At 49.7% G+C, this 24,819-nt stretch carries 19 protein-coding genes; 8 read left to right on the forward strand and 11 right to left on the reverse strand.

Annotated features, from left to right (window positions below):
- Positions 1-62: 62 nt before the first annotated feature.
- Positions 63-1,250, forward strand: coding sequence for a class I SAM-dependent rRNA methyltransferase (locus G441_RS0103365; protein ID WP_026375045.1), 1,188 nt, complete (start codon positions 63-65; stop codon positions 1,248-1,250).
- Between the two features lie 21 nt (positions 1,251-1,271).
- Here the strand turns inward: G441_RS0103365 and G441_RS0103370 are convergent, their stop codons facing one another.
- The 4 genes from G441_RS0103370 to G441_RS0103385 all read right to left on the reverse strand — a co-directional run bounded on the left by G441_RS0103370 (position 1,272) and on the right by G441_RS0103385 (position 7,218).
- Complete coding sequence (locus G441_RS0103370) at positions 1,272-1,574, reverse strand: PilZ domain-containing protein (protein ID WP_026375046.1); 303 nt, start codon at positions 1,572-1,574, stop codon at positions 1,272-1,274.
- 107 nt (positions 1,575-1,681) lie between these two features.
- Positions 1,682-5,587 (reverse strand): ATP-dependent RNA helicase HrpA, encoded by a 3,906-nt coding sequence (gene hrpA, locus G441_RS0103375; protein ID WP_034474386.1) that lies wholly within the window; start codon positions 5,585-5,587, stop codon positions 1,682-1,684.
- A 142-nt stretch (positions 5,588-5,729) separates the two neighbouring features.
- Positions 5,730-6,149 (reverse strand): CBS domain-containing protein, encoded by a 420-nt coding sequence (locus tag G441_RS0103380; RefSeq protein ID WP_026375048.1) that lies wholly within the window; start codon positions 6,147-6,149, stop codon positions 5,730-5,732.
- Between the two features lie 106 nt (positions 6,150-6,255).
- Positions 6,256-7,218: an isoaspartyl peptidase/L-asparaginase family protein gene (locus tag G441_RS0103385; protein ID WP_084407255.1), complete on the reverse strand. Its 963-nt coding sequence runs from the start codon at positions 7,216-7,218 to the stop codon at positions 6,256-6,258.
- 189 nt (positions 7,219-7,407) lie between these two features.
- On the opposite strand from G441_RS0103385, the gene G441_RS0103390 reads away from it, so the two are divergent.
- The 3 genes from G441_RS0103390 (at position 7,408) to G441_RS0103400 (ending at position 12,224) form a co-directional block, all read left to right on the forward strand.
- The gene (locus G441_RS0103390) at positions 7,408-9,045 is read left to right on the forward strand and encodes a response regulator (protein ID WP_026375050.1); all 1,638 of its coding nucleotides are present in this window, start codon (positions 7,408-7,410) and stop codon (positions 9,043-9,045) included.
- Between the two features lie 14 nt (positions 9,046-9,059).
- Complete coding sequence (gene sbcB, locus G441_RS0103395) at positions 9,060-10,487, forward strand: exodeoxyribonuclease I (protein WP_026375051.1); 1,428 nt, start codon at positions 9,060-9,062, stop codon at positions 10,485-10,487.
- An 81-nt stretch (positions 10,488-10,568) separates the two neighbouring features.
- The gene (locus G441_RS0103400) at positions 10,569-12,224 is read left to right on the forward strand and encodes a DUF342 domain-containing protein (protein ID WP_026375052.1); all 1,656 of its coding nucleotides are present in this window, start codon (positions 10,569-10,571) and stop codon (positions 12,222-12,224) included.
- Positions 12,225-12,269: 45 nt separating this feature from the next.
- On the opposite strand, the gene G441_RS0103405 is transcribed toward G441_RS0103400, so the two are convergent.
- A complete protein-coding gene (locus G441_RS0103405; RefSeq protein WP_205622152.1) occupies positions 12,270-13,136 on the reverse strand; it encodes an NAD(P)-dependent oxidoreductase in 867 nt (288 codons plus the stop codon).
- A gap of 68 nt (positions 13,137-13,204) precedes the next feature.
- Here G441_RS0103405 and G441_RS0103410 point away from each other — a divergent pair, with 68 nt between their 5' ends.
- Together G441_RS0103410 and G441_RS0103415 are read left to right on the forward strand one after the other, a co-directional pair.
- Positions 13,205-13,690 carry a glutathione peroxidase gene (locus G441_RS0103410; protein WP_026375054.1) on the forward strand — a complete coding sequence of 162 codons (486 nt, stop codon included), beginning with the start codon at positions 13,205-13,207 and terminating at the stop codon, positions 13,688-13,690.
- A gap of 91 nt (positions 13,691-13,781) precedes the next feature.
- A complete protein-coding gene (locus tag G441_RS0103415) occupies positions 13,782-14,771 on the forward strand; it encodes a 2-hydroxyacid dehydrogenase (RefSeq protein ID WP_026375055.1) in 990 nt (329 codons plus the stop codon).
- Positions 14,772-14,775: 4 nt separating this feature from the next.
- Here G441_RS0103415 and G441_RS0103420 read toward each other — a convergent pair whose 3' ends face one another.
- Positions 14,776-15,543, reverse strand: a complete 768-nt coding sequence (locus tag G441_RS0103420) for a methyltransferase domain-containing protein (protein ID WP_026375056.1) — start codon at positions 15,541-15,543, stop codon at positions 14,776-14,778.
- Between G441_RS0103420 and G441_RS0103425 the strand changes: the two genes are divergently transcribed.
- Positions 15,537-16,328: an ElyC/SanA/YdcF family protein gene (locus G441_RS0103425; RefSeq protein ID WP_084407256.1), complete on the forward strand. Its 792-nt coding sequence runs from the start codon at positions 15,537-15,539 to the stop codon at positions 16,326-16,328. The two genes, G441_RS0103420 and G441_RS0103425, sit on opposite strands and share 7 nt — an antisense overlap.
- Here G441_RS0103425 and G441_RS0103430 read toward each other — a convergent pair.
- Entirely contained in the window at positions 16,325-17,086 is a 762-nt protein-coding gene (locus tag G441_RS0103430) for a Nif3-like dinuclear metal center hexameric protein (protein WP_026375058.1), read from the reverse strand. The genes G441_RS0103425 and G441_RS0103430 overlap by 4 nt on opposite strands.
- Positions 17,087-17,226: 140 nt before the next feature.
- Here G441_RS0103430 and G441_RS0103435 point away from each other — a divergent pair, with 140 nt between their 5' ends.
- Positions 17,227-17,574, forward strand: a complete 348-nt coding sequence (locus tag G441_RS0103435) for a hypothetical protein (protein ID WP_026375059.1) — start codon at positions 17,227-17,229, stop codon at positions 17,572-17,574.
- Positions 17,575-17,621: 47 nt separating this feature from the next.
- Here G441_RS0103435 and G441_RS0103440 read toward each other — a convergent pair whose 3' ends face one another.
- The 4 genes from G441_RS0103440 to G441_RS0103455 all read right to left on the reverse strand — a co-directional run bounded on the left by G441_RS0103440 (position 17,622) and on the right by G441_RS0103455 (position 24,706).
- On the reverse strand, positions 17,622-18,233 hold the full coding sequence (locus tag G441_RS0103440) for a TetR/AcrR family transcriptional regulator (protein ID WP_026375060.1): 612 nt from the start codon (positions 18,231-18,233) through the stop codon (positions 17,622-17,624).
- Positions 18,234-18,322: 89 nt separating this feature from the next.
- Positions 18,323-19,330 (reverse strand): protease SohB, encoded by a 1,008-nt coding sequence (gene sohB / locus G441_RS0103445; protein WP_026375061.1) that lies wholly within the window; start codon positions 19,328-19,330, stop codon positions 18,323-18,325.
- A gap of 91 nt (positions 19,331-19,421) precedes the next feature.
- A complete protein-coding gene (locus tag G441_RS0103450; protein ID WP_051275321.1) occupies positions 19,422-21,962 on the reverse strand; it encodes an acylase in 2,541 nt (846 codons plus the stop codon).
- 131 nt (positions 21,963-22,093) lie between these two features.
- Positions 22,094-24,706, reverse strand: a complete 2,613-nt coding sequence (locus G441_RS0103455) for a VolA/Pla-1 family phospholipase (RefSeq protein ID WP_026375063.1) — start codon at positions 24,704-24,706, stop codon at positions 22,094-22,096.
- Between the last annotated feature and the right edge of the window lie 113 nt (positions 24,707-24,819).

Here is a 24,819-nt window from a genome sequence, read left to right on the forward strand (position 1 = left end):
TACTTTAGCTTGTCTGTCCCAGCAGTTACAATCGCACCCCTTACGATTTACCCGGTAACCTTATGTCTGCTGTAATCACTCTTCATCCTGGCCGCGATAAAAGCCTGCGCCGTCATCACCCATGGATTTTTGCCAGCGCCGTCAGCGAGGTTAAAGGTAAAGCGCGTTCAGGCGACACCGTAGATGTGCTGGATAGTGAAGGACAGTGGCTGGCACGCGGAGCCTATTCTCCAGACTCGCAGATCCGAGTAAGGGTGTGGACATTTGATCAGTCTCAGGTCATTGATAATGGCTTTTTCATTCAGGCCATTGAGCAGGCCCGTATGGTGCGCCAGCCTGTTATCGAGCAAAGTCAGTGTAACGGTTATCGTCTGGTTGCAGGCGAAAGCGATAATTTGCCCGGCATCACTATTGATGTGTACGGTGATGTGATTGTCTGCCAGTTACTCAGCGCGGGGGCCGAAAAACATCGCAAGAAAATCGTTTGGGCACTAAGCAAGTGTTTTGCGGATGCCACTATCGTCGAACGCAGTGATGTAGCGGTAAGAGAAAAAGAAGGTCTGCAGCAACTCACCCAAATATTGCATGGAGAATCACCAGAGCCGGTGGTGATCCGGGAAAACGGCATCAACATTAAGGTGGACGTGCTGCAGGGCCACAAAACCGGTTTTTATCTTGACCAGCGAGATAACCGCCTGGCCGTTGCCCAGTACTGTAAAGATAAGGACGTGCTGAACTGTTTCAGCTATACCGGCACCTTTTCGCTGTATGCATTGGTGCATGGTGCCAAGCATGTTACGAATCTCGATGTATCAGATGTCGCGTTGCGCACTGCCGAAGAAAATTTAGCGCTGAATAATATTGATGCACAACGCTGCACGCAAATTAATGCCGACGTGTTTGAAAAGCTGCGCGAGTACCGTGATCAACAGCGGCAGTTTGATGTGATCGTGCTTGATCCGCCTAAGTTCGTTGACAGCAAAGCGTCACTGAATCGGGCCAGTCGTGGCTACAAAGACATCAATATGCTGGCTCTGCAGCTACTTAAACCTAACGGTATTTTGTGTACGTTTAGCTGTTCCGGTCTGATGAGTGCCGATTTGTTTCAAAAAATTGTGGCGGACGCCGCCCTTGATGCCAAGAGGCAAGTGCGCATTTTACAAAAACTGACGCAGGCCAAGGATCATCCAATCCTGGCCAGCTATCCGGAGGGGTTTTATCTCAAAGGACTCATTTGCCACGTATCCTGATGCGATAGCGCGGCAAACAGGTTACTTCATTTCAGTGATTTCAACACCGATGATGCTGCTGGTGTCTGACTGTGGCACACAGCGCACGACTTTCGCCGTTGCAGACAGCGACGGGATCTGACTGCTGGTTGATTCGATGCACACTTGCACCTGCGTGCCCATTTCGATAGAGCTTTCTTCAATCTCGAATGACATGCCAGTGGCGCTGATGTCTTTACACACCGCTTGCAGGGTACGAGTGGATTCATCATCCTCAATTTTTAGCTCGCACGGTGAATTCACCATCATGCGGAAAAAATTTCGCTTATCGTCGTATCCCATCATCTCTACTTCTCCTGCCGGTCGAGTTAACTCGCGTTGCGCACTCTCACTTTTATAGGGCGCAGAGTGAGTATTGTCAATAATTGTTCTGGTCTGAATTTATCCTACTATCAGGCATCACAGGCGTGCATTGCCTGCTCTATCCTTTTCGCAGAAATAGGAATACGTGTGCCGAGCTGCTGGGCAAACAAGGATACGCGCAGCTCTTCTATCATCCAGCGAATTTCCAGCGCCTCATCGTTAACCGCATATTGCTCTTCCAGCCGCTTAATCAGCGCGTCATATTGCTGGTCAATTTTATCCAGCGTCAGCATGTGCAGTCGGTCGCGGGAGGGGTCGACAGGCAGCTTTTCAAGTCGGCGGGCAATGCCTTTCAGATAACGCTGCCAATCGGTGAGTCTTGCAACGCCGATATCACTGACAAATCCCGGATAAACCAGCTTTTGCAAATGTGACTTAATATCGCCATGCGCCGCAATCATATCCAGCGGCACATTGCCTTTAAGTCGCTTCTGCACGTCGTGAGCAATGGTCAGGCCAGACTCAACTCTTTGGGAAATGTCCAGCACGTCGTCATTTAACGATGCCCTTACCCTATCCCGTAATTGCAAAAACTCATGTTGATGCCTCACATCTTTGAGCTGTTGCGACGTACAGAACTGCTCAATTTGACGGTCAATGGAGGCGGTAATGCAGTCATCGATGAGAGATTGAATATCCCCAAACGGATTAAAATAAAGACCGAGTTTGGCTTTGTTGGGTAATTTCTGCTGCAAATAATTGATGGGCGATGGCACACTCAGCGCCAATAGCTTAATCAAGCCTTGGCGGTGTTGATAGGCCGCCTGCTCAGGACGGTCAAACAGTTCAATGGCAACGCTGTTTTTTTCAGCCACCAGCGCAGGATACGCTTTCACTTCAAACGCGCCGGTTTTTTCAATGATCTGCTCTGGCAAGTCGTCAAACTGCCACTCAGTCAGGCCGCGCTGCTCCATCTCCGGGCTGGCAGCCTGCTTCAACGTATCCTGTACACGCCCCGACAGCTGCTCCTGCAGCGCAACCAGATCTCGAGCAAAGGCGACTTCTTTTAGGTTTTCGTCCAATATTGAGAAGCCCATTTGCAAATGCAGCGGTAGCCCGTCTTCCTGCCATTGGTCGCGCGTCACCTCTACGCCTGTCATACGCAGCAGTTGTTTGGATAGCGCATCGAGAAAGCCTATTGCATTGCCTTTTGCATCAAGAGGAGACATAGATTGCATACATGCCTGCGCGTAGTCGGGAGCAGGAACAAAATGCCTGCGCAGCTTTTTCGGGAGTGATTTGATCAGCGCCACGATTTTCTCTTCGCGCAAACCTGGCACCAGCCAGTCGAAACCAATTGGCTTGAGCTGATTAAGTAATGGCAACGGTATCTGCACCGCCACGCCATCGCGACTGTCAGCCGGATCAAAATGGTAACTTAACCCCAATGTTAGTCTTCCCTGCTGCCACTGTTCCGGAAAGTCGCGTTTCCTGACCTGTGCCTGGTCATTTTTGAGCAGCACATCCTCTGAATAGACAAGCTTACTGCGGGTATGCTCATCTTGCTTCTGGTACCACTTTTTAAAGCTCGCCTCAGAACAGACATGCTGCGGGATAATGGCATCGTAAAACTCCACCAGCGTGTCTTCATCAACCAGTAAGTCTCGCCGGCGACGTTTCGCTTCCATATCCAGCACATCATCTACCATGCGCTGGTTATCTCGCAAAAACGCATAGTTAAGCCTGGTATCACCATTGACCAGTGCGTCACGAATAAAAATCTCGCGACTGACTACCGGGTCAATATTGCTGTAGGTCACCTTTCTGTCTGCAACCAGTGTTACGCCATATAACAACACTTTGCAGGATGCTTTAACGGCACCGCTGCGTTTCGACCAGTGCGGTTCACTATATTGATATTTGAGCAAATGCCCTGCTACCGATTCCAGCCACTGCGGCTGGACTTTTGCGACGCAACGGGCAAACAGGCGGGAGGTTTCTACCAGTTCAGCGGCCACCAGCCACTTTGGACCGGATTTAAACAGCCCGGAGCCAGGAAAGATCGCAAAGCGGGTGTTTCTGGCACCCAGGTATTCCTGCGGCTTATCTTTAAAGCCAATGTGAGAGAGAAGTCCGCTGGCAATGGCGATGTGTATTGATTCGTAATCCGCATCTTGCGAGGACAGCCCCAATCCCAGCTCTGATAACGATTTTTTCAGCTGGCTGACAATGTCCTGCCACTCGCGCATGCGCAGATAATTAACAAATTCCGCTTTACACCACTTTCGTAACTGATTTCCACTGAGCTCACGCTGCTGCTGCCGGAAACGATGCCACAGATTATAGAGACTGATAAAATCTGAATCAGGGTCAAGATCCTGCTTGTGCTTTTCGTCCGCCGCCTGACGTTTTTCCTGAGGACGCTCTCGCAGATCCTGAATACTCAGGCCTGCGGCTATAATCAGCACTTCTTTGAGTGATTGACGTTCAGCTGCAGCAATAATCATTCTTGCATAGCGTGGATCTACAGGCAGTCGCGCAATCTGTCTGCCAATTGGTGTCAGGCGATAACGTCCTTTGCTTTTTTCAACAGCCTGTAGCTCTTCCAGTAGACGAAAACCGTCTTTGATATTGCGCTCATCAGGCGGCTGCACAAACGGAAACTTGCCGATATCGCCAAGTCCAAGGGCTAACATCTGAATAATGACCGACGCCAGATTAGTGCGCAGGATTTCAGGATCGGTAAATTCATCTCGAGATAAATAGTCCTGCTCCGAATAGAGTCGGATGCAAATACCTTCTGAAACGCGCCCACAGCGACCGGCCCGCTGGTTAGCAGACGCTTGTGAAATGGGTTCTATGGGTAAACGCTGGACTTTGCTACGCACGCTGTAGCGTGAAATACGGGCCATCCCGGGATCAATCACATACTTAATGCCTGGCACCGTTAATGACGTCTCCGCTACGTTGGTCGCCAGCACGATGCGCCGTGCACCATGGGGAGCAAAAATACGCTGCTGTTCGCTGGCCGACAGGCGGGCGTACAGAGGCAAGATTTCGGTATGCTTGAACTGTCTACGTCTAAGCGCGTCTTCCGTATCCCGAATTTCGCGCTCACCACTCAGGAACACCAGAATGTCGCCGCGCGCTTCGCGATCCAATTCTTCGACGGCTTCAATAATGGCCTCGGTTTGGTCCAGATCCCGTTCACTGTCAGCCTCATCAAACGGACGATATCGTACTTCTACCGGATAGGTACGGCCGCTGACTTCAATCACGGGGGCGTTATCAAAGTGTCGAGAGAATCGCTCAGGGTCGATCGTCGCTGAGGTAATAATGACCTTAAGATCCGGACGTTTCGGCAGCAGCTGTTTGAGATAGCCAAGGATAAAATCAATGTTGAGACTGCGCTCGTGGGCCTCATCGATAATGATGGTGTCGTACTGATTAAGGAATTTATCCTGCTGGATCTCAGCCAGCAAAATACCGTCTGTCATTAATTTAATATAAGACAGCTCTGACACCTGGTCGCTGAAGCGTATTTTAAAGCCGACCTTTTGTCCTAGTGGGGTGTGCAGTTCTTCGGCAATACGCGTCGCGACACTTCGTGCAGCCAGCCTGCGCGGCTGAGTATGGCCAATAATGCCGCGTACACCCCGTCCCAATTCAAGACAAATTTTGGGGATCTGGGTAGTCTTACCGCTACCGGTCTCACCGGCAATAATGACAACCTGATGGTCCTCAATGGCGCGTTTGATGTCGTCGCGTTTATCACTGACCGGCAACGCGGGGAAGGTGATATCCGGCAGCTGTGCCTTGCGGTTTTCGGCTTTGACTGTGGATGCTAACAACCGCTCAGCAATACGTGCAAACTGCTGTTCACGCTTTTTATGGTCAGCGAGTTTACTGGTTTGCTGCCATTGTCGACGCAGCGGATACACATCCTCGTGCATACACGCTCGTAATGCGCGTTCGAATGCATCGCGGTTTGAGATGTCGTTGAGAAGATTATCGCTGTCGGAGAGAGACACGTCGTTACACTGAACCGGGGCTGCTGAAAACGCGCAGATCCTAGAAGAATCTGCGCACAAATACTACCCCGTCACCGTAGCGACGCTTTCAGTTGCGCAGGAGGCGTTACCCTACCCGCTTGTAGCCATCGCGCAGTTGAATGTCGATCGCATTGAGTACCGCAGAACGGGTAATGGTACCAACCAGATAACCATCATCATCGACTACAGGATAGATCTTAGGACGCTGGTCTAACATCTGTTGCGCCAGTTCAAGCACGGATGAATAGGGTTTAACCGTCAACACTGAGTCATGCATGATATCTTTCACGCGGGCTACCTGCTCTCGGTAGTAGCTGCTTTCCATCATCTGTCTCAGACAATCCTGCTCCGAAACAAATCCCACTACCTTGTTTTTATTGTCTACCGCCGGGCCGCCAGTCTGATGACTCTGCAGCAACCGTTCAACGGCTTCAGCCACTGGCATTTCCAGATGAAAGGTAACGGGCCTGTGATTCATATAATCAACCACGCGCAATGATTCCATGATGCCTCCATATTCAGGCGTAATAACAAATTTCCATTGGTACGAAGCCAACAGCGCTTCTACTTAAAAGATAGCCATAAGATGTCAGAAAAAAAATATTTTTTAGCTATTTATAAATGGCGACCGTTAATTTGCCGTTGCTGTCGACACTGGCCCGGTACATTCCCTCAGTATTAAATGGCATAGCGATATTTCCTTTGCTATCGATGGCAATCACACCACCATCACCTCCGATGGGTTTCAACACCTCATGAATAACGCTGCCGGCAGCATCGTTTATGGTCATATTGCTGTATTTTACCCGTGCACAGATATCGGCGGCGACATGATAGCGGATAAAGAATTCACCATGGCCTGTCGCCGACACAGCACAGGCATCGTTGGCGGCATAGGTACCGGCACCAATGATCGGTGAATCACCAATTCTTCCATAGCGCTTTGCGGTCATACCTCCGGTTGATGTGCCTGCCACCAGGTTGCCTTCGGCATCAAGCACTACGGCGCCGACGGTGCCAAATTTTTCATCTACAGCGCGTAGGTCAATACTGGCATTACGATCACGCTCAATACGTTGTTTTGCCTGCTGTAGCGCTTCGTACCGAAACGGCGTATCAAATGAGCTATTTTCGACCACGGGAATACTGTGCAATCTGGCAAAGCTTTCCGCACCTTCGCCGCTGAGCATGACATGCACGGACTTTTCCATCACCAGTCGTGCTGCATCAATCGGATTTTTGATGGTTGTCACACCCGATACTGCACCGGCATTCATTTTACCGCCATGCATGATGGAGGCATCCAGTTCATGCCTGCCATCATAGGTGTAAACCGCACCATAACCGGCGTTAAACAGCGGTGAGTTTTCCAGAATACGGATACTTTCGGTCACCGCATCCAGCCCCGGCTTCCCTTCTTTAAGCAATGTATATCCTGCCTGCACCGCCTTGGTCAACGTCGACCTGTACTGCTGCTCCTGTGCTTCAGTTAGTTTCGCTCGCGTGATGGTACCGGCTCCGCCGTGAATAGCGATCGCAACCTGTTGGGCCATCGCCGATGTAGCGCTCAACATAGTAAATATGAACAAAACGGCACGTAGTGAATTGGATTTGGGAAGATTCAATGGTGTTCTCCTAACAGCTTAAGAAATTACTTTGTACATTGCGCATAACATTCTGGTTTTGCAAGAATAAAGGGTGATACACTCTTCAGTTAGATGTGGCGACGCTGATTGCATAACAGGACGTAAACAGGTATCACTTTGATCGACATTCCACCACCCAAATCCATTGATGAACTTGAAGCTCTGATAATCGATGACAATACATTGATTCATGACACCGTTATGACGGCATTTCTGGATGTCGGCGTGCGCAAAATAAAAAGCGCCGAAAATGCCTATTACGCGCTGCGCTTGTGCGAGAACCATCGTTTTGACTTTGTGCTTATCGCCTTTAATGTCAAAAGCGATAAAGACGGATTCCATCTGTTGGAAGAGATGAAGCTCAAGGGTTACGTCAATCACAAAACCTCGGTCATTTTCTTAAGTGCAGATACTCATCAGGAATTGGTTAACTGTATTGTCGAGCTGCAGCCCGATGATTTCTGGGTCAAACCACTCATCGTTTCCAATATCAAAAAACGCCTGACATACCTGCTCAACGTTAAACGCAAGCTACATAAATTGCTGCATTGCCTCGAGCAGAAAGAGTATTCGGCAGCCATTTACTATGCGCAACGTCAACTGCTCGACCCAGCCTTAAAAGACTACTATCCGCGCATCAACCGTATCATCGGTGACTGCCTGATGCAGCTGAATGAAATATCTGATGCAGAGAAATTCTATCGGGATTTAACAAATAAATATTCCCACGCCTGGGTGTCTATCGGATTGGTTCGCTCACTACTTAAACAAGATAAGATGCAGGAAGCCAACGACCTGATCGATGGCATGCTGCAGCGGGTTGATACGCGGTTCGCCACGTATGACATGCTGGCCTCATATCACATTGAACACGAAAACTATGAGGCAGCCTACGAACAGATTAAGCTCGCCACTGCATTGGCACCGCGTAATATCGAGAGAAACAAAAAGTCTTTGGACCTGGCGCGTCTGAATCACGACACCATAGGCCAGTATCAAGCTTCACAGAATATGGCAAAGTACGCCAAAAACTCCATCCATGACAGTCCGGAATTACAACTCAATGTCATTCGAGCAGGGATTGATTTAGCGACAAATTTGTCGAGTAATGAATCGGCAACCCTGATGCAAAAAATAGAAAAGCAAATCGTAGCCTTTGAACAAGACGCCAAACTTGCCCTGCAGATGGCTGAGCAACTGCATATCATCAAGATACGCATGCTTAATGTTAAAAATGATAAGAAGACTGCAGAGCAGATGCTCGACAAGCACGTTACCGCTAAACCTTTTACTTCGCTGGAAGACAACCTAGATAAAGTTAAGGCCTATCATGAGCTAGGCCATCGTGAACGTTGTAAGTCACTGCTTGCCCATATCAAGCAGCAAATAGCCGGTGATAACTTCTCCAGCCATGTGGTCAGCGAGTATATCGAACAAGAGTCGGTAGAGCGCGAAGAAATCATGTTTACCGCCAAAGAGCTCAAAGAAATGGCGGCGACCAATTACAAGCACAAACGTTACGATCCCGCATTCCAGAATCTTGCGCAGGCCCTTACGCTGTCACCAACCAGCAAACAAATTGCGCTTAGTCTGCTCAAAGTACTGTCACACAAAAGCGAACAGGGTCGATTAGATAATGATGAGCTTAGTATGGTTGAGAAATGCAAAGAGATGCTTGAACAGGCAAAACTGCCCAAGGACCAAATCGCCAAACGAGACGAATACTTGACCATACTCGCATCTCAGCTTTCATAGTGTAATCACGTGCAATGAGCGAGTCTCCTACGATTTTATGGCACGACTACGAAACCTGGGGGGTAAACCCAGCTAAAGATCTTCCGTGTCAGTTTGCAGCGATCCGAACCGATCTGGAGTTAAATCCGGTTGGCTCGCCGATCAATATCATGTGTCAGATTGCCAATGATTATCTGCCCCACCCCGGTGCCTGCCTGGTCACCGGCATCACACCACAGCAAAGCCTGCGGGATGGCATGATAGAAGCGGAGTTTGTGGCTCAGATCCATCGCCACATGACCATACCCAATACCTGTGTCGCTGGATATAACAGCATTCGCTTTGACGATGAAGTGACACGCTATGCGCTGTATCGCAACTTTTTCGATCCCTACGGCAGAGAATGGCAACAGGGCAATAGTCGCTGGGACATAATCGATCTGGTTCGCGCCTGCTATGCACTGAGACCCGAAGGAATAGTGTGGCCCGAGCGCGATGATGGTGCGCCAAGCTTTAAACTCGAACATCTGACCGCAGCCAATGAATTAGGCCATCAGCAGGCTCACGATGCATTATCCGACGTGCATGCCACGATCGCAGTTGCCAAACTGATTAAAACCAAACAGCCAAAGCTGTACGAATTTTACTACGCATTACGTAAAAAAAAGGCTGTCGCGGCCCAGTTAGACTGCTTGCAGCACACGCCCTTCGTGCACATTTCATCTAAGCTGCCAGCACTGCAAGGATGCTGCGCATGGATGATGCCGGTAGTCCAACATCCCACGCAGTCTAACGCCGTCATCTGTATCGATTTGACCCGCCCCTGCGACATGCTACTGGAATATGACGCAGAGACATTACGCTCGCAACTTTATGCGCGCAGCGAGGATCTCGGCGAACAAGACCGCCCGCCGTTAAAATTAGTCCATCTTAATCGCAGTCCGTTTGTAGCCCCGGCAAAAACCTTGACGCCAGAGAACGCTGAGCGTCTGGGCATAGACCGTCAAGCCTGTCTGAAGCGACTGGACTTGCTGAAAAATACCCATGGACTGGTACAAAAACTGGCGACAGTATTTGATGATGATATGCAGCGAGCCCCCTCACCGCCCGATCAGGCATTATACGAAGGCTTTATTGCCGATGCTGATACCGCCCTAATGCAGCAGGTGCACGATATCCGCCCTGAACAGCTTGATTCACTTAACGGTAGATTTAGCGACACACGCCTCAATCAACTGTTGACGTATTACCGTGCCAGAAACTATCCCGCCACACTGACGCATGATGAAGCACAGCGCTGGCAGCAACACAGACAGGCGCGACTCATTGACGGTGAAAAAGGCGCCAGTATTGCGTTAGCAGAGTTTCAGCACGAGCTCACCAAGCTCGCAGAAACCTATCGTGATGATGCGAATAAACAAGCGATACTCAGAGCACTTTATCAATACGCGCAAAACCTGTAAGTTATCAAAGTTATTTTATAAAGCGTCGATAACCTAAGCAGTACGCATTCGGTTTAAACGTTTAACCTTTTGGGATCACCAATGCAGGGTCTGACTTTACGCACAGATAATCAAGACAAGGTGCTCGAGCTTGTCGTTCAACCCGAGCAGCTTCAAGGAAAACTTAGCACCAAAGCACTGTACAGCTTCATCGCAGGCTCCGAATACAGTGAGTTGTTTTTGTTTGAGGAATCTATTTCTGATGCATGCCATGCTGCCAATGACGCGGCACAAAATCAGGCAGATGCACAATTAACCTTAACCATTGGCGAGCGTCGTGATGCGGAAGTCACATTCAGGCTAAGCGAAGATGAAATGACAGCTAGCTTGTCTCTGTCAGCGCCATGCGGCGGAAAAGTCCCTGATTTTAAGACGTTGGTTAAAAAAGCCCGTGAGACCGGTATTAAACGTGGTTTAGGCGTAAACCGCATACGCAAATTATTGCACTCTCTTGAAACCGTAGAGCGCGGTGCTTACGTCGATATGATCATTGCTAAGGGCTTACCGGCAAGAAATGGCAAACATTCACGTTTAAAACCCCTCGTTCCCAACGCCCTTGAGCGTGTTTTGCGACCGCAGACGGCGTCAGGCAGCAGGGTCGATATGCGCAATCTGGGTGAAATCGTATGCGTCAAGCCAGGCACTCCTGTGTTGAAACGCCTGCCACCCACCGAAGGACGACCTGGTTATACCATCACGGGCACGCCGTTAGACGCAGAGCCTGGCGAGTGGCAGGAACTGGTCGCAGAAGCAGGCACTGAGGTCAGTGAAAAAGATGAAAACGTATTGGTCGCCAGCATAGCGGGGATGCCCAAATTCCGCGATCAGAAGATGATTGTTGACGATACCTACACCACTAACGGCGTGAACGTTGGTACCGGCAACGTTAAATATAACGGTGCCGTGCTGGTCAATGGTGACGTTACCGAAAAAATGGAAATTGAGGCGACAGGCGATATCACCATAAATGGTTTCGTCGAATCTGCCACTATTCAATCAGGTGGCGACATCATTATAACCGAAGGCGCGATGGGCAAGGTTAATGACGCCGCCACAGAATTCAGCACGCGATTAATCGCACAAGGTAGCATTCATATCCAACACGGTCAGGGGCTAGAGATCCTGTGCTCTGGTAACGTCACCATTGGCAGACAACTGGCTTATAGCAAAATCATTTGCGGCGGTAGCGTCATCGTAGGCCCTATCGACAATCCAAATGGCAACTTGTTTGCCTGTGAAATACAAAGCCAGGAAGCGGTGGTTGCGGGCACACTGGGTGCGGTATCTGGAAGCAGTCTGGCGATAGATTTCAGCAATGGCTTTAATGTGTTGCTAGAGCGAAAAGATACCCTTGACGATCTGCTGACGCAGTTACGACAAAACAATGAGCGCCATCGCGAAAAGCTTGATCTGATCCGTTCGAAATATATTCCAGCTGAATTACAGCACAAGCTTGATGAAGCGCTAGCGATGTTTAAATCAGAACGGAGCCTGCTGAACTGGATGGAATCCAAAGCTGAACAAATGCGCGCGCAAAAGGAAGGTTATCAGCAGGAGATTAAGCTTATTGCCAACAAAAAGCTTTACCCTGGCGTGACGGTGAAATTAAACAACCGCACCTGGCGTGCTGAAAGAGAGTACGGCAGAGCGGTCGTTAAGTATGAAGGCCACAAATGGCATTATGAGCCGTTGATGTGACAAAAGTTGTACGTCCATGTTCGAATGAGCGTTACGCGTAACGTACTATTTGGTCAGCCGAGCCAGTAAACTCGAGGTATCCCAGCGATTTCCTCCCATTTTTTGCACATCGGCATAAAATTGGTCGACCAGTGCGGTGAGTGGCAGCGTAGCGCCCTGTCGCTTCGCTTCTGCCAGCGCAATATTCAAATCTTTGCGCATCCAGTCAACAGCAAAACCAAACTCGTAGTTACCGGCTAACATTGTCTGGAAACGATTTTCCATTTGCCAGGATTGTGCTGCGCCTTTGCTGATCACCTCAATCACTGCCTCACAATCCATACCGGCCTGCTGACCAAAGTGCAGTGCCTCTGCGAGTCCCTGCACGACACCGGCAATACAAATCTGATTCATCATTTTGGCCAGTTGACCGCTGCCCGCATCGCCCAGCAGTCTGCTAAATCGCGCATAGTGCTGCAACACAGGCTCAACGCGTTGGTACGCCTCCACGTCGCCGCCCAGCATGATGGTGAGCTGACCATTCTCCGCGCCGGCCTGACCACCAGATACGGGGGCATCAAGAAAGCCAACCTGCTTTGCTGCAAAAACATCATACATTTCTCTGGCGATATCGGCAGAGGCCGTCGTGTGATCAACCACAACAGCGCCGGACTTGATGTGCTGAATAACGCCCTGTGGGCCAGTCAACACCTCTCGAACATCATTATCATTACCTACGCACACCAGAACACAATCTGCATTTTCTGCGGCTATGGCGGGTGACTCAGCAACCTTACCGTTGTAACGCTGTGCCCATTGTTGAGCTTTATCTTTTGTGCGGTTGTATACGGTAATATCCAGCCCGGCATTGGCCAAATGACCCGCCATTGGAAAGCCCATTACCCCCAATCCGATAAACGCAATGTTATTCATGTTGTTCAGACTCATTGATTGCTTGCTACAATGCCGTCAGGATAGACGACTTATTACTAGGAGGCAGTATGTCACAATCTGTTCATCAATTTGAAATGCCATTAAACAACGGCGCAATGCAATCACTTGAAGATTACAAAGGCAAGGTGCTGTTGATTGTCAACACCGCCAGCAAGTGCGGCTTTACACCGCAATATAAGGAGCTACAGGAGCTATACGAAAATTACAAGGACGAGGGACTCGTCGTACTTGGCTTTCCCTGTGATCAGTTTGGTCATCAGGAGCCTGGCAGCGATGATGAAATTCAGGAGTTCTGCAGTCTGAATTTTGGGGTCAGCTTCCCTTTGTTCAAAAAAATTGAAGTCAATGGCGACAATGCTGCGCCGCTGTATAAGACCTTAAAGTCAGAAGCGCCGGGCGTGCTCGGCAGTACCAGCGTCAAATGGAATTTTACCAAGTTTCTGGTCGATCAGAATGGTAATGTGGTTGAGCGATTTGCACCCACCACTAAACCTTCAAGCATCGCATCGAAGATCGAAAAACTATTGGGCTAGATCAAGCTCCTGCGCAGTGGCCGTTGTGTCGGCCATGTTGCGCAGGTAGCCTGTGTTTTGACATAGCGTCATAGGCAAAAGGGCATCAGATATGAAAGTCGGCGTGTTTAGCAGTAAAAAATATGATCAGGTTTATTTACAGCAGCGCAGTGTTCATTATGGCTTTGATCTGGAGTTTCTGGAAACCCGTTTGGGTCCGGAAACCAAAGCCTTAGCCGAGCGTTATGATGCGATATGCGTGTTTGTTAACGACATCGTTGATAAAACCGTGCTGGATACGCTCAAAGCCCATGAAATCGGTCATGTTGCGCTACGTTGTTCAGGTTTTAATAATGTCGACACGCAGTACGCACAAAAGCTAGGTATCAGCGTCTCCAGAGTCCCTGCGTATTCACCCGAAGCGGTGGCTGAGCATACACTCGCCCTGATGCTGACGTTAAATCGCAAACTTCACAAAGCCTACAACCGAGTAAAAGAGGGAAATTTCAGCCTCGATGGCTTGATGGGCTTTAACATGCACGGTAAAACCGTAGGAGTAATTGGCACCGGCCAGATTGGGCGCGCGGTCGTCAGGATCCTGAACGGTTTTGGCTGCAGAATTCTGTGTAATGACCCCTACCCGCATGCTGATGTTGAAGCATTGGGGGGCGAATACGTTGATATTGAAAGCTTGTTTCGCCAGTCCGATATCATAACATTACATTGCCCACTGACCCTGGAGAGTCAGCACATGATCAATCATGATGCGATTCATCTGATGAAAGATGGCGTGATGCTAATCAATACGTCTCGCGGTGCGTTAGTAAATACCAAGGCGGTCGTCGCTGGCCTGAAAAGTCAGAAGATTGGCATGTTGGGGTTGGATGTGTATGAAATGGAATCAGAGCTGTTTTTTGACGATCGCTCCTGCGAGGTCATTCAGGATGATGTGTTTCAGCGCTTATCGAGCTTTCACAATGTGCTGATTACCGGTCACCAGGGCTTCTTCACGAGTGAGGCCATGCAGCAGATATCGCAAACGACGTTAGAAAACCTGCAGTATTACTTTACCGGCAAGGTTAACCCTGACACATTCCTGTAACGCCCTACTCGACGCGCCTGGCAATAATATGAAAATATTTGCCTAACCACAGATACGGGTGCTGCTCACCGTATTGCAGTTCCAGTTGTTTCAGTTTGTCATAGTCTCGCTGTTGCTGAGTTTTATCCCGCAAATAATCGTGAAAGCAGCGTATGCCACGCTGATACACTATCTCCAACGGCGAATCTTGCAGGTGCTGCAATATTACTTTTGGCGACTGTGGGTTTTGCGGATTCAAACGCACCTGGTTTTTAACCTGCATACCCGCAAAAATATAATCGAAGTTGCCATACACCGCATTGGCAAAGAGCTTCGCATCTTGGTTGAAGAAGCTTAAGCTTAATAAGCCGCCGGGCTTGAGCCAGGACACCAGTTTGTCGATTGCACAAAGTGGCTGCTGAAGCCATTCCAACACCGCATGACACACTACAATATCGTATTGCTGCGGTGCTTCGAACGACTGTATTGGAGAATGGATGAAGGACAGCGCGTCATTGTGTGCATACTGCTGACGAGCCCGTTCAAGGATCTCGGCAGAGGTATCGATAACAGTGACACTGACATCACCTAATTCTGTTAGCGCCTGAGCAAATATTCCCGTGCCACCGCCAGCGTCTAACACCTGTTTACCGGGCGCGTCAGATAGGTGTCGAGATACCCCATGCAGCAGCAACTCATGGCGTAGTTTACCTTTACTGGTGCCGTAGATATTCTTCTCAAACTTATTGGTCAGTGAATCAAAGCTCTGATCTGGTTTATCATTAGATGTCATATCACACACGGGTCCGTAACTACATGGATGGCTTTTTCCTAAAAAAAATTCTTGGTGCACTGGCGATGCCGCTGCCGATTATACTGTTTTTACTGTCGGTAGGCGTGATTTTACTGTTCACCCAGAAGCAGACGCTGGCCAGAATCACCTTGCTCACTGCAACGGTGCTATTATGGCTATCGTCTATGTCATTTATGCCTAACAGCCTGTTAGGAGCGCTGGAAAGACATTTCCCGCAATATGATATCTCTATTCCAGCAAACCAGATTGTCGTGCTTGGCTGCGGACACGCTAACGATAGCCAGTTACCTATCACCTCTCAGCTTAAAGCCTGTTCTCTGACCCGCGTGATTGAAGCCTTTCGCATATGGCAACTGAATCAGGATGCAGTGGTATACACCTCTGGCTATGGCGGTATAGAGCCATTTAGCACCGCTCAAATGCATGCCCGAATGTTACAACAGCTGGGCGTGCCTGCGGCACAGATAAAAATGTTTGAAGACGCTCGGGATACAGAAGATGAGGCACAGTTACTCAGCGCCGAATTAAATGGTCAACCCTTCGTACTGGTGACATCTGCCAGCCATATGTTGCGAGCCAGCACGTTTTTTACTCAGCGTGGTCAGAAACCTATCCCCGCGCCTACTGACCATCTTATTCGTCACTATTCTGATAGTCATTGGTGGGGCCATCTACCAGATGCAAGCAACATTCAGAAAACCGAAAGGTGGTGGTACGAACGACTTGGACGCACCTGGCAGTGGTTAAAACAGGCATTTGATTAGGCCGGATTGTCGATATCGACAAACTCAACAGACAAGTCCAGTTGTTCAGCCAGATACTGTCCGATTGCCATTGCGCCGTAGCGTTCAGTGGCATGGTGTCCGGCGGCGAAAAACGCTATGCCCATTTCACGCGCCGTGTGAATCGTCTGTTCTGACACTTCACCGGTAATAAAGGCGTCAATGCCCTGCTCTGCTGCTTGTTCAATGAATCCCTGTCCACCGCCAGTACACCAAGCGATAGTGCGCAGCTTGCGATTTTGATCACCTTCAACCAAAGGTGTGCGCTTGAGACTGGATGTCAATCTGGCGGCCATCTCGGCAACGCTAATACTTTCCTGTAGATGACCTCGCATGGCTACACTGTTGGGATCCTCTGCGATCAGACCACCATCAACCTCGATACCCAGGCGCTGCGCCAGTTGCGCGTTGTTACCTAGCTTGGGATGGATATCTAGCGGCAGATGATAAGCAAACAGATTGATATCATGTTTCAGCAACGTGGCTAGCCGCGTGCGCTTCATTCCGGTCAGGCATGGATTCTCACCTTTCCAGAAATAGCCGTGATGAACAATAATCGCGTCGGCTCGCTTCTCTACCGCAGCATCAATCAGTGCCTGTGACGCTGTCACTCCAGTGACAATGCGCCTGACATCCGCCTTACCTTCGACCTGCAGACCATTAGGACAATAATCCCTGATTTTTTCTGGTTTAAGCAGTTCATTAAGAAAGCGATGTAGCTCATGGTTATTGATTTGCACGTGAGTTCCTCGTTTTCACTCGTAGACGAGTGTGTAAATCTGCGTAACGGCCGCGTGATTAGACATTATTGTTAAAAACATGTATAAAAAGCGACCCTATCTGCAATTAAGAATAATACAAACATAGGTTTACTGTAATTATGACAAAATTGGACAAAGAACAGGTAATCGCCGCTTTCACAGAAGCTTACACTGCCGCCAACGGCAAAGCACCGGAGATTGAGGCAAAAGGCGGATGGTACAGCGTCGATGGCGGAAAGAATGTCCGTCTTGCTCAATTACAGGAAATGACAGAGGAACTGAGCGGCGGTGCAGCTAAAGCAGCCGAGCCGTTAAAAGCGAAAGCTGAAGAGAAGCCAGCGGCAGCGAAGAAGCCTGCCAAGGCCAAGCCGGCCAAAGCGAAAAAGTCTGCGTCTTCATTCTCAGTCAAGGCCTACTGGGCTGAACAGGTACTAAGTCATAAGCCTGGCTCTCGCGCACCACGCTAAGCGCAGTTCGTATATTTCGTTAAAAAAGCGACCTCAGGTCGCTTTTTCTATGCCTGTGATATGCCGCTAGCAACAAATGGTGCGAGGTGCGCTATCACCCCCTCAATATCCACTTGTTGATTAAAATCTGCCTGTGCGATATCGGTCAACGCCTGGCTGGAAGCCATGCTGAATACAAAGGTACCCAGCGCAAAATGCAGGCGCCAGAACATTTCTTCGGCTGGTACGTCAGGTAACGCCTCATGCAGGCTGGCGACAAGCCTGGAGATGGTGTCCCCATACTGTCCCATAATAAATCTACGAAGGTGCCCTTGCGACTCTGTGTATCCCCGTCCCAGCAGTTGCACAAACATCGCTGTGCCATTGGGACGCACGTCATTAAGCCGCGCTACCGGCTCAAGTACACAATTAAGAATCGAGGTAACGGAGCGCTTTTCAAGTCTCTCAAGCTGCTGCTCAACATGCGGGATAAGCACATCCAGATAGCGCTGCAGCACAGCCTGAATAAGGTTCTTTTTATTGCCAAAATGATAGTTAACAGACGCCAAGTTTACATTGGCGTCAGAGGTGATCATGCGCAGTGATGTATCGGCAAAACCATGTTGAGAGAACAGCAATTCGGCAGCGTTGAGGATCGCTTCCTTAGTTTTAATTGACATCGATTTTATTATTGTTTTAAACGAGCGTTTAACTTTATAGCGAATTGGCGCGACGGGCAAGCCGCCGCCTCATTAATGAACCAGCATTGTTATTGAAATGGCTGTGTAGATTTTTGCCAGATTTTACCCAGTAACGCTTCCGCTCCCTGCGCAGCAGCCAACCCAAGCTTCTCGGCAACATTGCGCTTCTGACTATATTTCACACTGAAAATTTTATGCGAGTCGACTGCTTTCATCAGCACATCGTCTGATGTACCAATTTCATCGACCAGCCCTAATTCATGGGCCTTGGCACCGTACCAGTATTCTCCCGTTGCAACGTTATCGATATCCAGTTCAGCACGGTTATCCTGAACAAAGGTTTTGAACATCTGATGCACATCTTCAAGCTCTTCACGGAATTTCTGACGGCCTGCCTCATTGTTTTCACCGAATAGGGTAAGGGTTCGCTTAAACTGCCCTGCCGTATGCTGTTCAAACTCAATGTCGTGCTTCTTCAGTACCTTGTTGAAGTTGGGTAACTGGGCGATCACACCAATAGAGCCAATAATGGCAAACCTTGCTGCAATCACCTTATCCGCAACACAAGCCATCATATAGCCACCACTGGCGGCAACTTTGTCAACGCAGACGGTTAGTTTGATGTTGGCATCTTTGATTCGTTGCAGCTGGGACGCAGCCAGACCATAGCCATGTACAACACCGCCGCCGCTCTCAAGACGCACAAGCACTTCATCTTTGTCCGATGCGACATGCAAAATGGCTGAAATTTCCTCTCGCAGGCACTCAACCTCATGCGCATCCATCGACCCTTTAAAATCAATAACAAACAGGTTTGTGGACTGTTCATCCTTGTTTTTATCCTGTTTCTTCTTTTCTTTGGTCAGCTTCTTAAAAGCGTCTTTACTGAGCACCAGCTGCTTGGCATGCATGGTGAGCTGCTCTATCTGCTCGCTCAGTGAGGTGATGTCTAACTGGCCCTTACCTTTGTTCTGCCGGCTGGCTGCACCGACCGCAGCAGCAATGACGATAAGGATGGCGGCAACAAAGGTTGCAACTTTGGCCAGAAACAGTCCGTATTCGTACAAGAATTCCAAGCACTTCTCCTTTAACAACACAATAAACGTAAATGATAAGAAAAGGCCCTTAACGGGCCTTTTTTATGTGGTGGTGAAGTATACCCTGTCTTTATTGATTCGACGAGAGGTCGATTTGCATCACCAGGTTGTCCGCAATATCGCTTTCAGTGAAACGCAGATTGCGCAGCTGTGGCTGACTGGAGTACAGCAGCGTCTGGTCATCGAAGTCATCCTCGCCGAAGCGGCTAGACTGGGAATAACTCAGCAATCCTCTGGCCTGTGGTCCTGCATCGGTAAAGCCAACCACCATCATCCAGCTGCTGCCATAGTTGATATGATAGCCCTGCCCTTCAGCACTCAGGCGTGTAGTGTTGTTAAGCGGTGCATAAACATGTCGCGGCAGCAGTGTACCGTTATTGCCCGTCGCGGTATCAAACACATTAAAACCGCCTTCAACATTGTGGGCACCACCCCATGGCAATTTCACGCCTGTTGCGGCACCATTCGGCAAGCTTCGTTCGACAAACTGCACTTCACCGAGCGTCGCATCCAGCGCAACCCCGGCAGCCTGCACATTCAACATCGCGGTAGCGAGCTGTGCCAGCGTGGTGTCATTGTTTGCCAGTCCCCTTGGTGTGGTAACGGGCTCATTGACGTCAAAGGGTACTGTCCACTGAGGAGACAATCTGAACTGGAAAGCAAATTCGCGGAACAGGTGGGCCGCAACGCTATCCTTATTCATGGTGCCATCCCACAGCGATAGCGCTGCACACGCAGGTGAGATATCGACAGGTGTGTCATTCACCATGACCGGATCGGTACCTCTTGCAGAACAGATACTCAGCAGCTCATCCAATACCGACTCAGACAAATAGCTGCGGTTGCTAAGCAATGCCTGTTCAACCTCAGCAGGTGAGAACTTGCCATCTGAGCCTGCACTGTCCTGAAGGAGCGTATGTGCCATTCTGGAACGCAGAGACTGTTGATTGCCTACCTGACCATATAGGGGATTCACACCCGTAATAGGCGAATCCAAATTGGTCAGCCAGAAACTGTCGTTAGAGTTTTGCACATAGTCATTACCTTCATATTTGGGGGCATTTTCATACGGCACAGGTCCAGTGAAATCAAACTGCGAAATAAACCCAGGTAAAACCGTAAAACCGGCTAACTGCTTGGTTTGAATCAATACCGGATTCGTCGTCAGCGCATTGATTGCGACAGGCGTCAGATCGGGCACTGTCGAGTCGTCGATGTAGAACACCTGGCCGTCGGCTGAAGCTGCCATGGTGTTATTGAAGATCACACCATCATAGCGTTTAAACACTTCTTTAAATTCATCCATGCTGCTGGCCAGGTTCATGCCAAGCCAATGATCCATGATGTCAAAATTCGGCGCATTGGCATCTTTAATCGCAAAGGCATTACCGCCCGGACCCCAATCAAAACTGCCGGGCACTTCGATCATAGGACCGTAGTTGGTATGCCAAGTGGTCTTGGACAGCTTGATTGTCTGACCAGGCCCAACCGCCACATCGATTTCATGTTCAATTGGGTAAATGGTTCTTGGGTCACCATCGACGTTATGCGTCAGCTGTCGTGGATCACCCCCATCAAGCGCTAACTGGTAAACCACAAAGTGTTCCGCGGTTGAAAATGTGTGTGTCCAGGCCACATTTTCATTGAATCCAATGTTTACTGCGCCGGGTAACCCGGTAAGCGATCCGCCCATTACATTCAGATGGCCCGGGATTGTGGTATGGAATTGCCAGAAACGCAGGTTACCGGTGTGTGGGAAGTGTGGATTACCCAGCACAATACCCCGCCCGTTTTCAGTCATATCGCTGCCCAGACCCCAGCCGTTTGAACCAAGATCGTTTTCATTCATCTCTGGTAAATCAACTTTCGGTTTCACTGAGAATGGCAGTTCGACATTGGCCTGCGCAGGTTGCGGCGCAAAGTTCACGCCATCAGGCGCGGCCAGAAAAATAGGCCCAAGAAAATTCGCGGCCCCAGGCAATAACGCAACGCCCAAAGCGTAGGTGAGAAGGTCAACACTATCAATAGGCTGTACCCAAGGCATATTGGCACAGGCTGGATCGATATTCGCCACACCGGTATCACTCAGGTAGCGGTTGTAACCCTGGGTATAACCTTGCAACATCGCACGGGTGTTGGCCGACAACGTTGGTAAACCCTGTTCAGCCTGCTCTCTGATCTGCAAAGCCAAAAAGCCAAAATCATTAATCAGGTGAGATGAGTCACCGCTACCGGGCACCGCATCTGGACCAAAATATGCTGAACGCTTACTGTTATAGCGCACGATTTGGTCGGCTAGAATACAGATATTATCACTGGCAAAGGCGTAGCCAACGCCATAGGCCATGCTTTCCAGGTTGTCTGCTTTGATATGCGGTACGCCATAATCGGTGTAACGGATACTCGCTTCCAATACTCCATCAGGGTCAAAAGCGGTAACCGGTGGCGCGGGTGTCGGCGTTGGTGTAGGTGCAGGCGTCAGCGACGGTGGCTCTACCTGCGTCAGTTTTTCATTGTCATCACCACCACAGGCAATCAGTACCGCCGCAGACAGTGCGGTGATGGTAAGCTTAATTGCCTGTTTATAATGGTATTTTCCTCGTCGTGTCATGATATTTTTCCCTTTTGGTGTTGGCATCACTATCACTAACATAGAGGACAGTTATTAACAACTTGTTTACATGAATAATAGACATAAAAAAAGCCGGCGCTGAGGCCGGCTTTAGTAGATAAACTTTATATTTAGTTGCTTGAGACGACGTCCGGATTAGAAATCTGGATATAGCGTCCGCCCGTTGCAATGTAGGTTGCAATTTGGCGCTGCATTTCCGTCGTGACCGCAGCACTGGATGCAGGACTCAGACTAGAGCCGTGTGCACCAGCATTAAAGCGTACCTGGCCAGATACGGTATCCGCGCCAGGTCCTGTACCAGGCGTTGATGACACAACCTGCTCAAGACCAATATTTCTTGCCAGTGCGTGCTGTCCCGCGTTGGGTAACTGCGTCGCCACTGGAATAACTTGGTCTGGCAAGTTCGCACCGCCGTCTCCGACCACTGTCTGCATCAGCACTGGCGTAGTCGCGCCTAATGTCGCTGCATAGCTGGTTGGATCAGCTGCATCAAGTACCGTTTGCGCCGCAAACGCGAATTGGCTGAATACCGCATTTGCAGATGCCAACTGGTCCCCGCTCAGGTTGTTAAGGAACAAGGTTACTGCTTGTGTAAGCTGTGCCTCAGATACATTCACTGAGCCGAACTGTGAAATCAGGAAGTTTTGGAATTCAGGTGACGCTTGAGTTAACAGCGAGCCTTTGATCAACGGACCAAATGCTGGCGACTCAAGCAGGAACTGCGCCTGGCCACCACCGGGTGATTCCAGCGCTGATGCACGTAGTGCAAACATTCCACTTAATGGCGCCAGCTGACCACTGAATGGCGTATTGGCTACAGCTGATGTATTACCACCGGTGATCGCACCCAGTGATACGCCCTGCAGCGATACATTTGTACCATCCAGTTTAGCCATCTGACCGCTAGACGCATCAACAAACGCATTCAGTCCCAGACGCAGACCAAGCAGGTCAGACACGCTCTGTCGTAAGTTATCACGTGCAGTTGGTAGGCTAGCCAGATTCATGTAGTGCAATGCGCTGACGGTTGTCGCGTTTAAGTCATCGGTACCATCACCATCCAGGTCAAAGCCGCGAGAGCCATGCAATGGGTGGTCAATGGCGACAGTTGCAAAGCCAGCTAGAGACAGCGCACCAGTCAGTGCCAACATGTCTTCTTTCTGGCGGGTAATACCGTGCGCCAGAATAACGACAGGCCAACCTGCTTCAGGCATTTCAATCGGGAAGCCCAGTCCGGCGGCAACCGCTGGGTTAGGAACAGTCACCTGCACGTCCAGCGTCATATCGCCGTTGTTTCCACCTTTAGGCTGAGGGATAGGACTGAACTTAGTGAGATTTCGCTTGTAATCGAGCTTTTCACCGTTGATGCGCAGGTCTGCAAGACCAACTTGCTGACAAAGTTGCGCATTCGGGCCAGGCGTTGCCGCAGCAAGTGCCTCTTGCGGCGCACCGGCCAGCACAATACCGCTGTCACAGGCTGCTTCCCAGAATTCATTGACTGGCGCAAGTGGGTTATCAGCACGCGGAATGGCCAGGAAGTATGGCAATGAAATACTTGCTTCCAGGCGAGTGGCGGCACAGAAAGGCCCTGCCTGCTGTAAGATCCCAGTCGCGACCGCTGATGCAAAGTCATTTACAGGCCCCCACAGCGCACCAAGTTGGCCGGTAACTGTACCGAGTAGTCCGTCACAGGTCTGCAGCGCGCCAAAATCAGTCGCTTCAATCAATGGAATCAGCGGCTGCGCCTCAGGTGGTAGTTGCGATATACCTAACTGCACTGCACCAGCAACCGCCTCAGAGGTCACCAACCCTAAGGTTTCCATGGCGTTCTGTGGACCTTGCGCGTCAGTGGCAACGATAACTGGCAGCGACTCTCCGGCTGCAGGGTCGCCCGCTGCAAAGCGCGCAGCGAATTCAGCTACCATTAATTGCTTAACAGTTTGCAGCACATTTTGCGTGCTTTGCGTGGTAAACGCCGCAACGTAGGTTATTTCTTCTCTGTTCAGACCCGCGGGTTCAAGCGATGTTATATACGAATTAACCAGGTTTTGTAACTGTAATTGAGAAGGGGAAGATAACGGATTAACTGCCGGATCCTGGCGAACTGATTCCCAGGTCTCTGAGCCTCGCACGGCTTTATTATCTGTATCACGAAGTGCCGTGGTCATCACCAGCATATGCCCCTTCGCCGCTTTGAGCGGACGTAACGGCACAACGTTTATCGTGCTGGTACCACTTAACGACAGTACGTAGTCAACACCATACTGTAATTGGTCACCGACCTTACAGCCTGCACTTGGTGTTGTGATTTGCGCACAGTCAGGATCGCTTTGGTCAAGACCCAACGTTGCTTCGTAGAGTAATACACCTGAAGACAGCGTTGACGCATCAATCGCACTGCCCGCTGGCACATTAACTTCGATGACAAATGGATGCTGTACTGACCAGCCGTCCAGTACGTTAAGTGCGTTCTGTGGATCGCCGAAATTAGTCGGATCGGCGACCGGAATATTCAGCGTATAGTCGAAGAATCCGTCATCACCGGGAAGCATAAGAAGGTCGTTAGGGACATTCAGGTTGCCGTTTGCCGGATCAAAGACTATACGGGAAAAAGGGGTTTGAACCGGTGTTTCGGAGCGCACGTCAGCGATGTTTTCTCCACCGCCACAGCCTGTCAGCCCCAGCGCCACCATCACACTAGCGCTTAGTAACAGTTTTCTCATGGTTTCTCCCTCAAAGCTGTTGTTGTTATTCTCTTGTTAATCCTGACCGGGCGAGTGAGTGTTTGATAATTAACCCGTAATTCAGACATTTAATAAACAAGTATGACCAGTTG

The sequence above is a fragment of the Aestuariibacter salexigens DSM 15300 genome, from assembly GCF_000429145.1.
Taxonomy (GTDB): Bacteria; Pseudomonadota; Gammaproteobacteria; order Enterobacterales; family Alteromonadaceae; genus Aestuariibacter; species Aestuariibacter salexigens.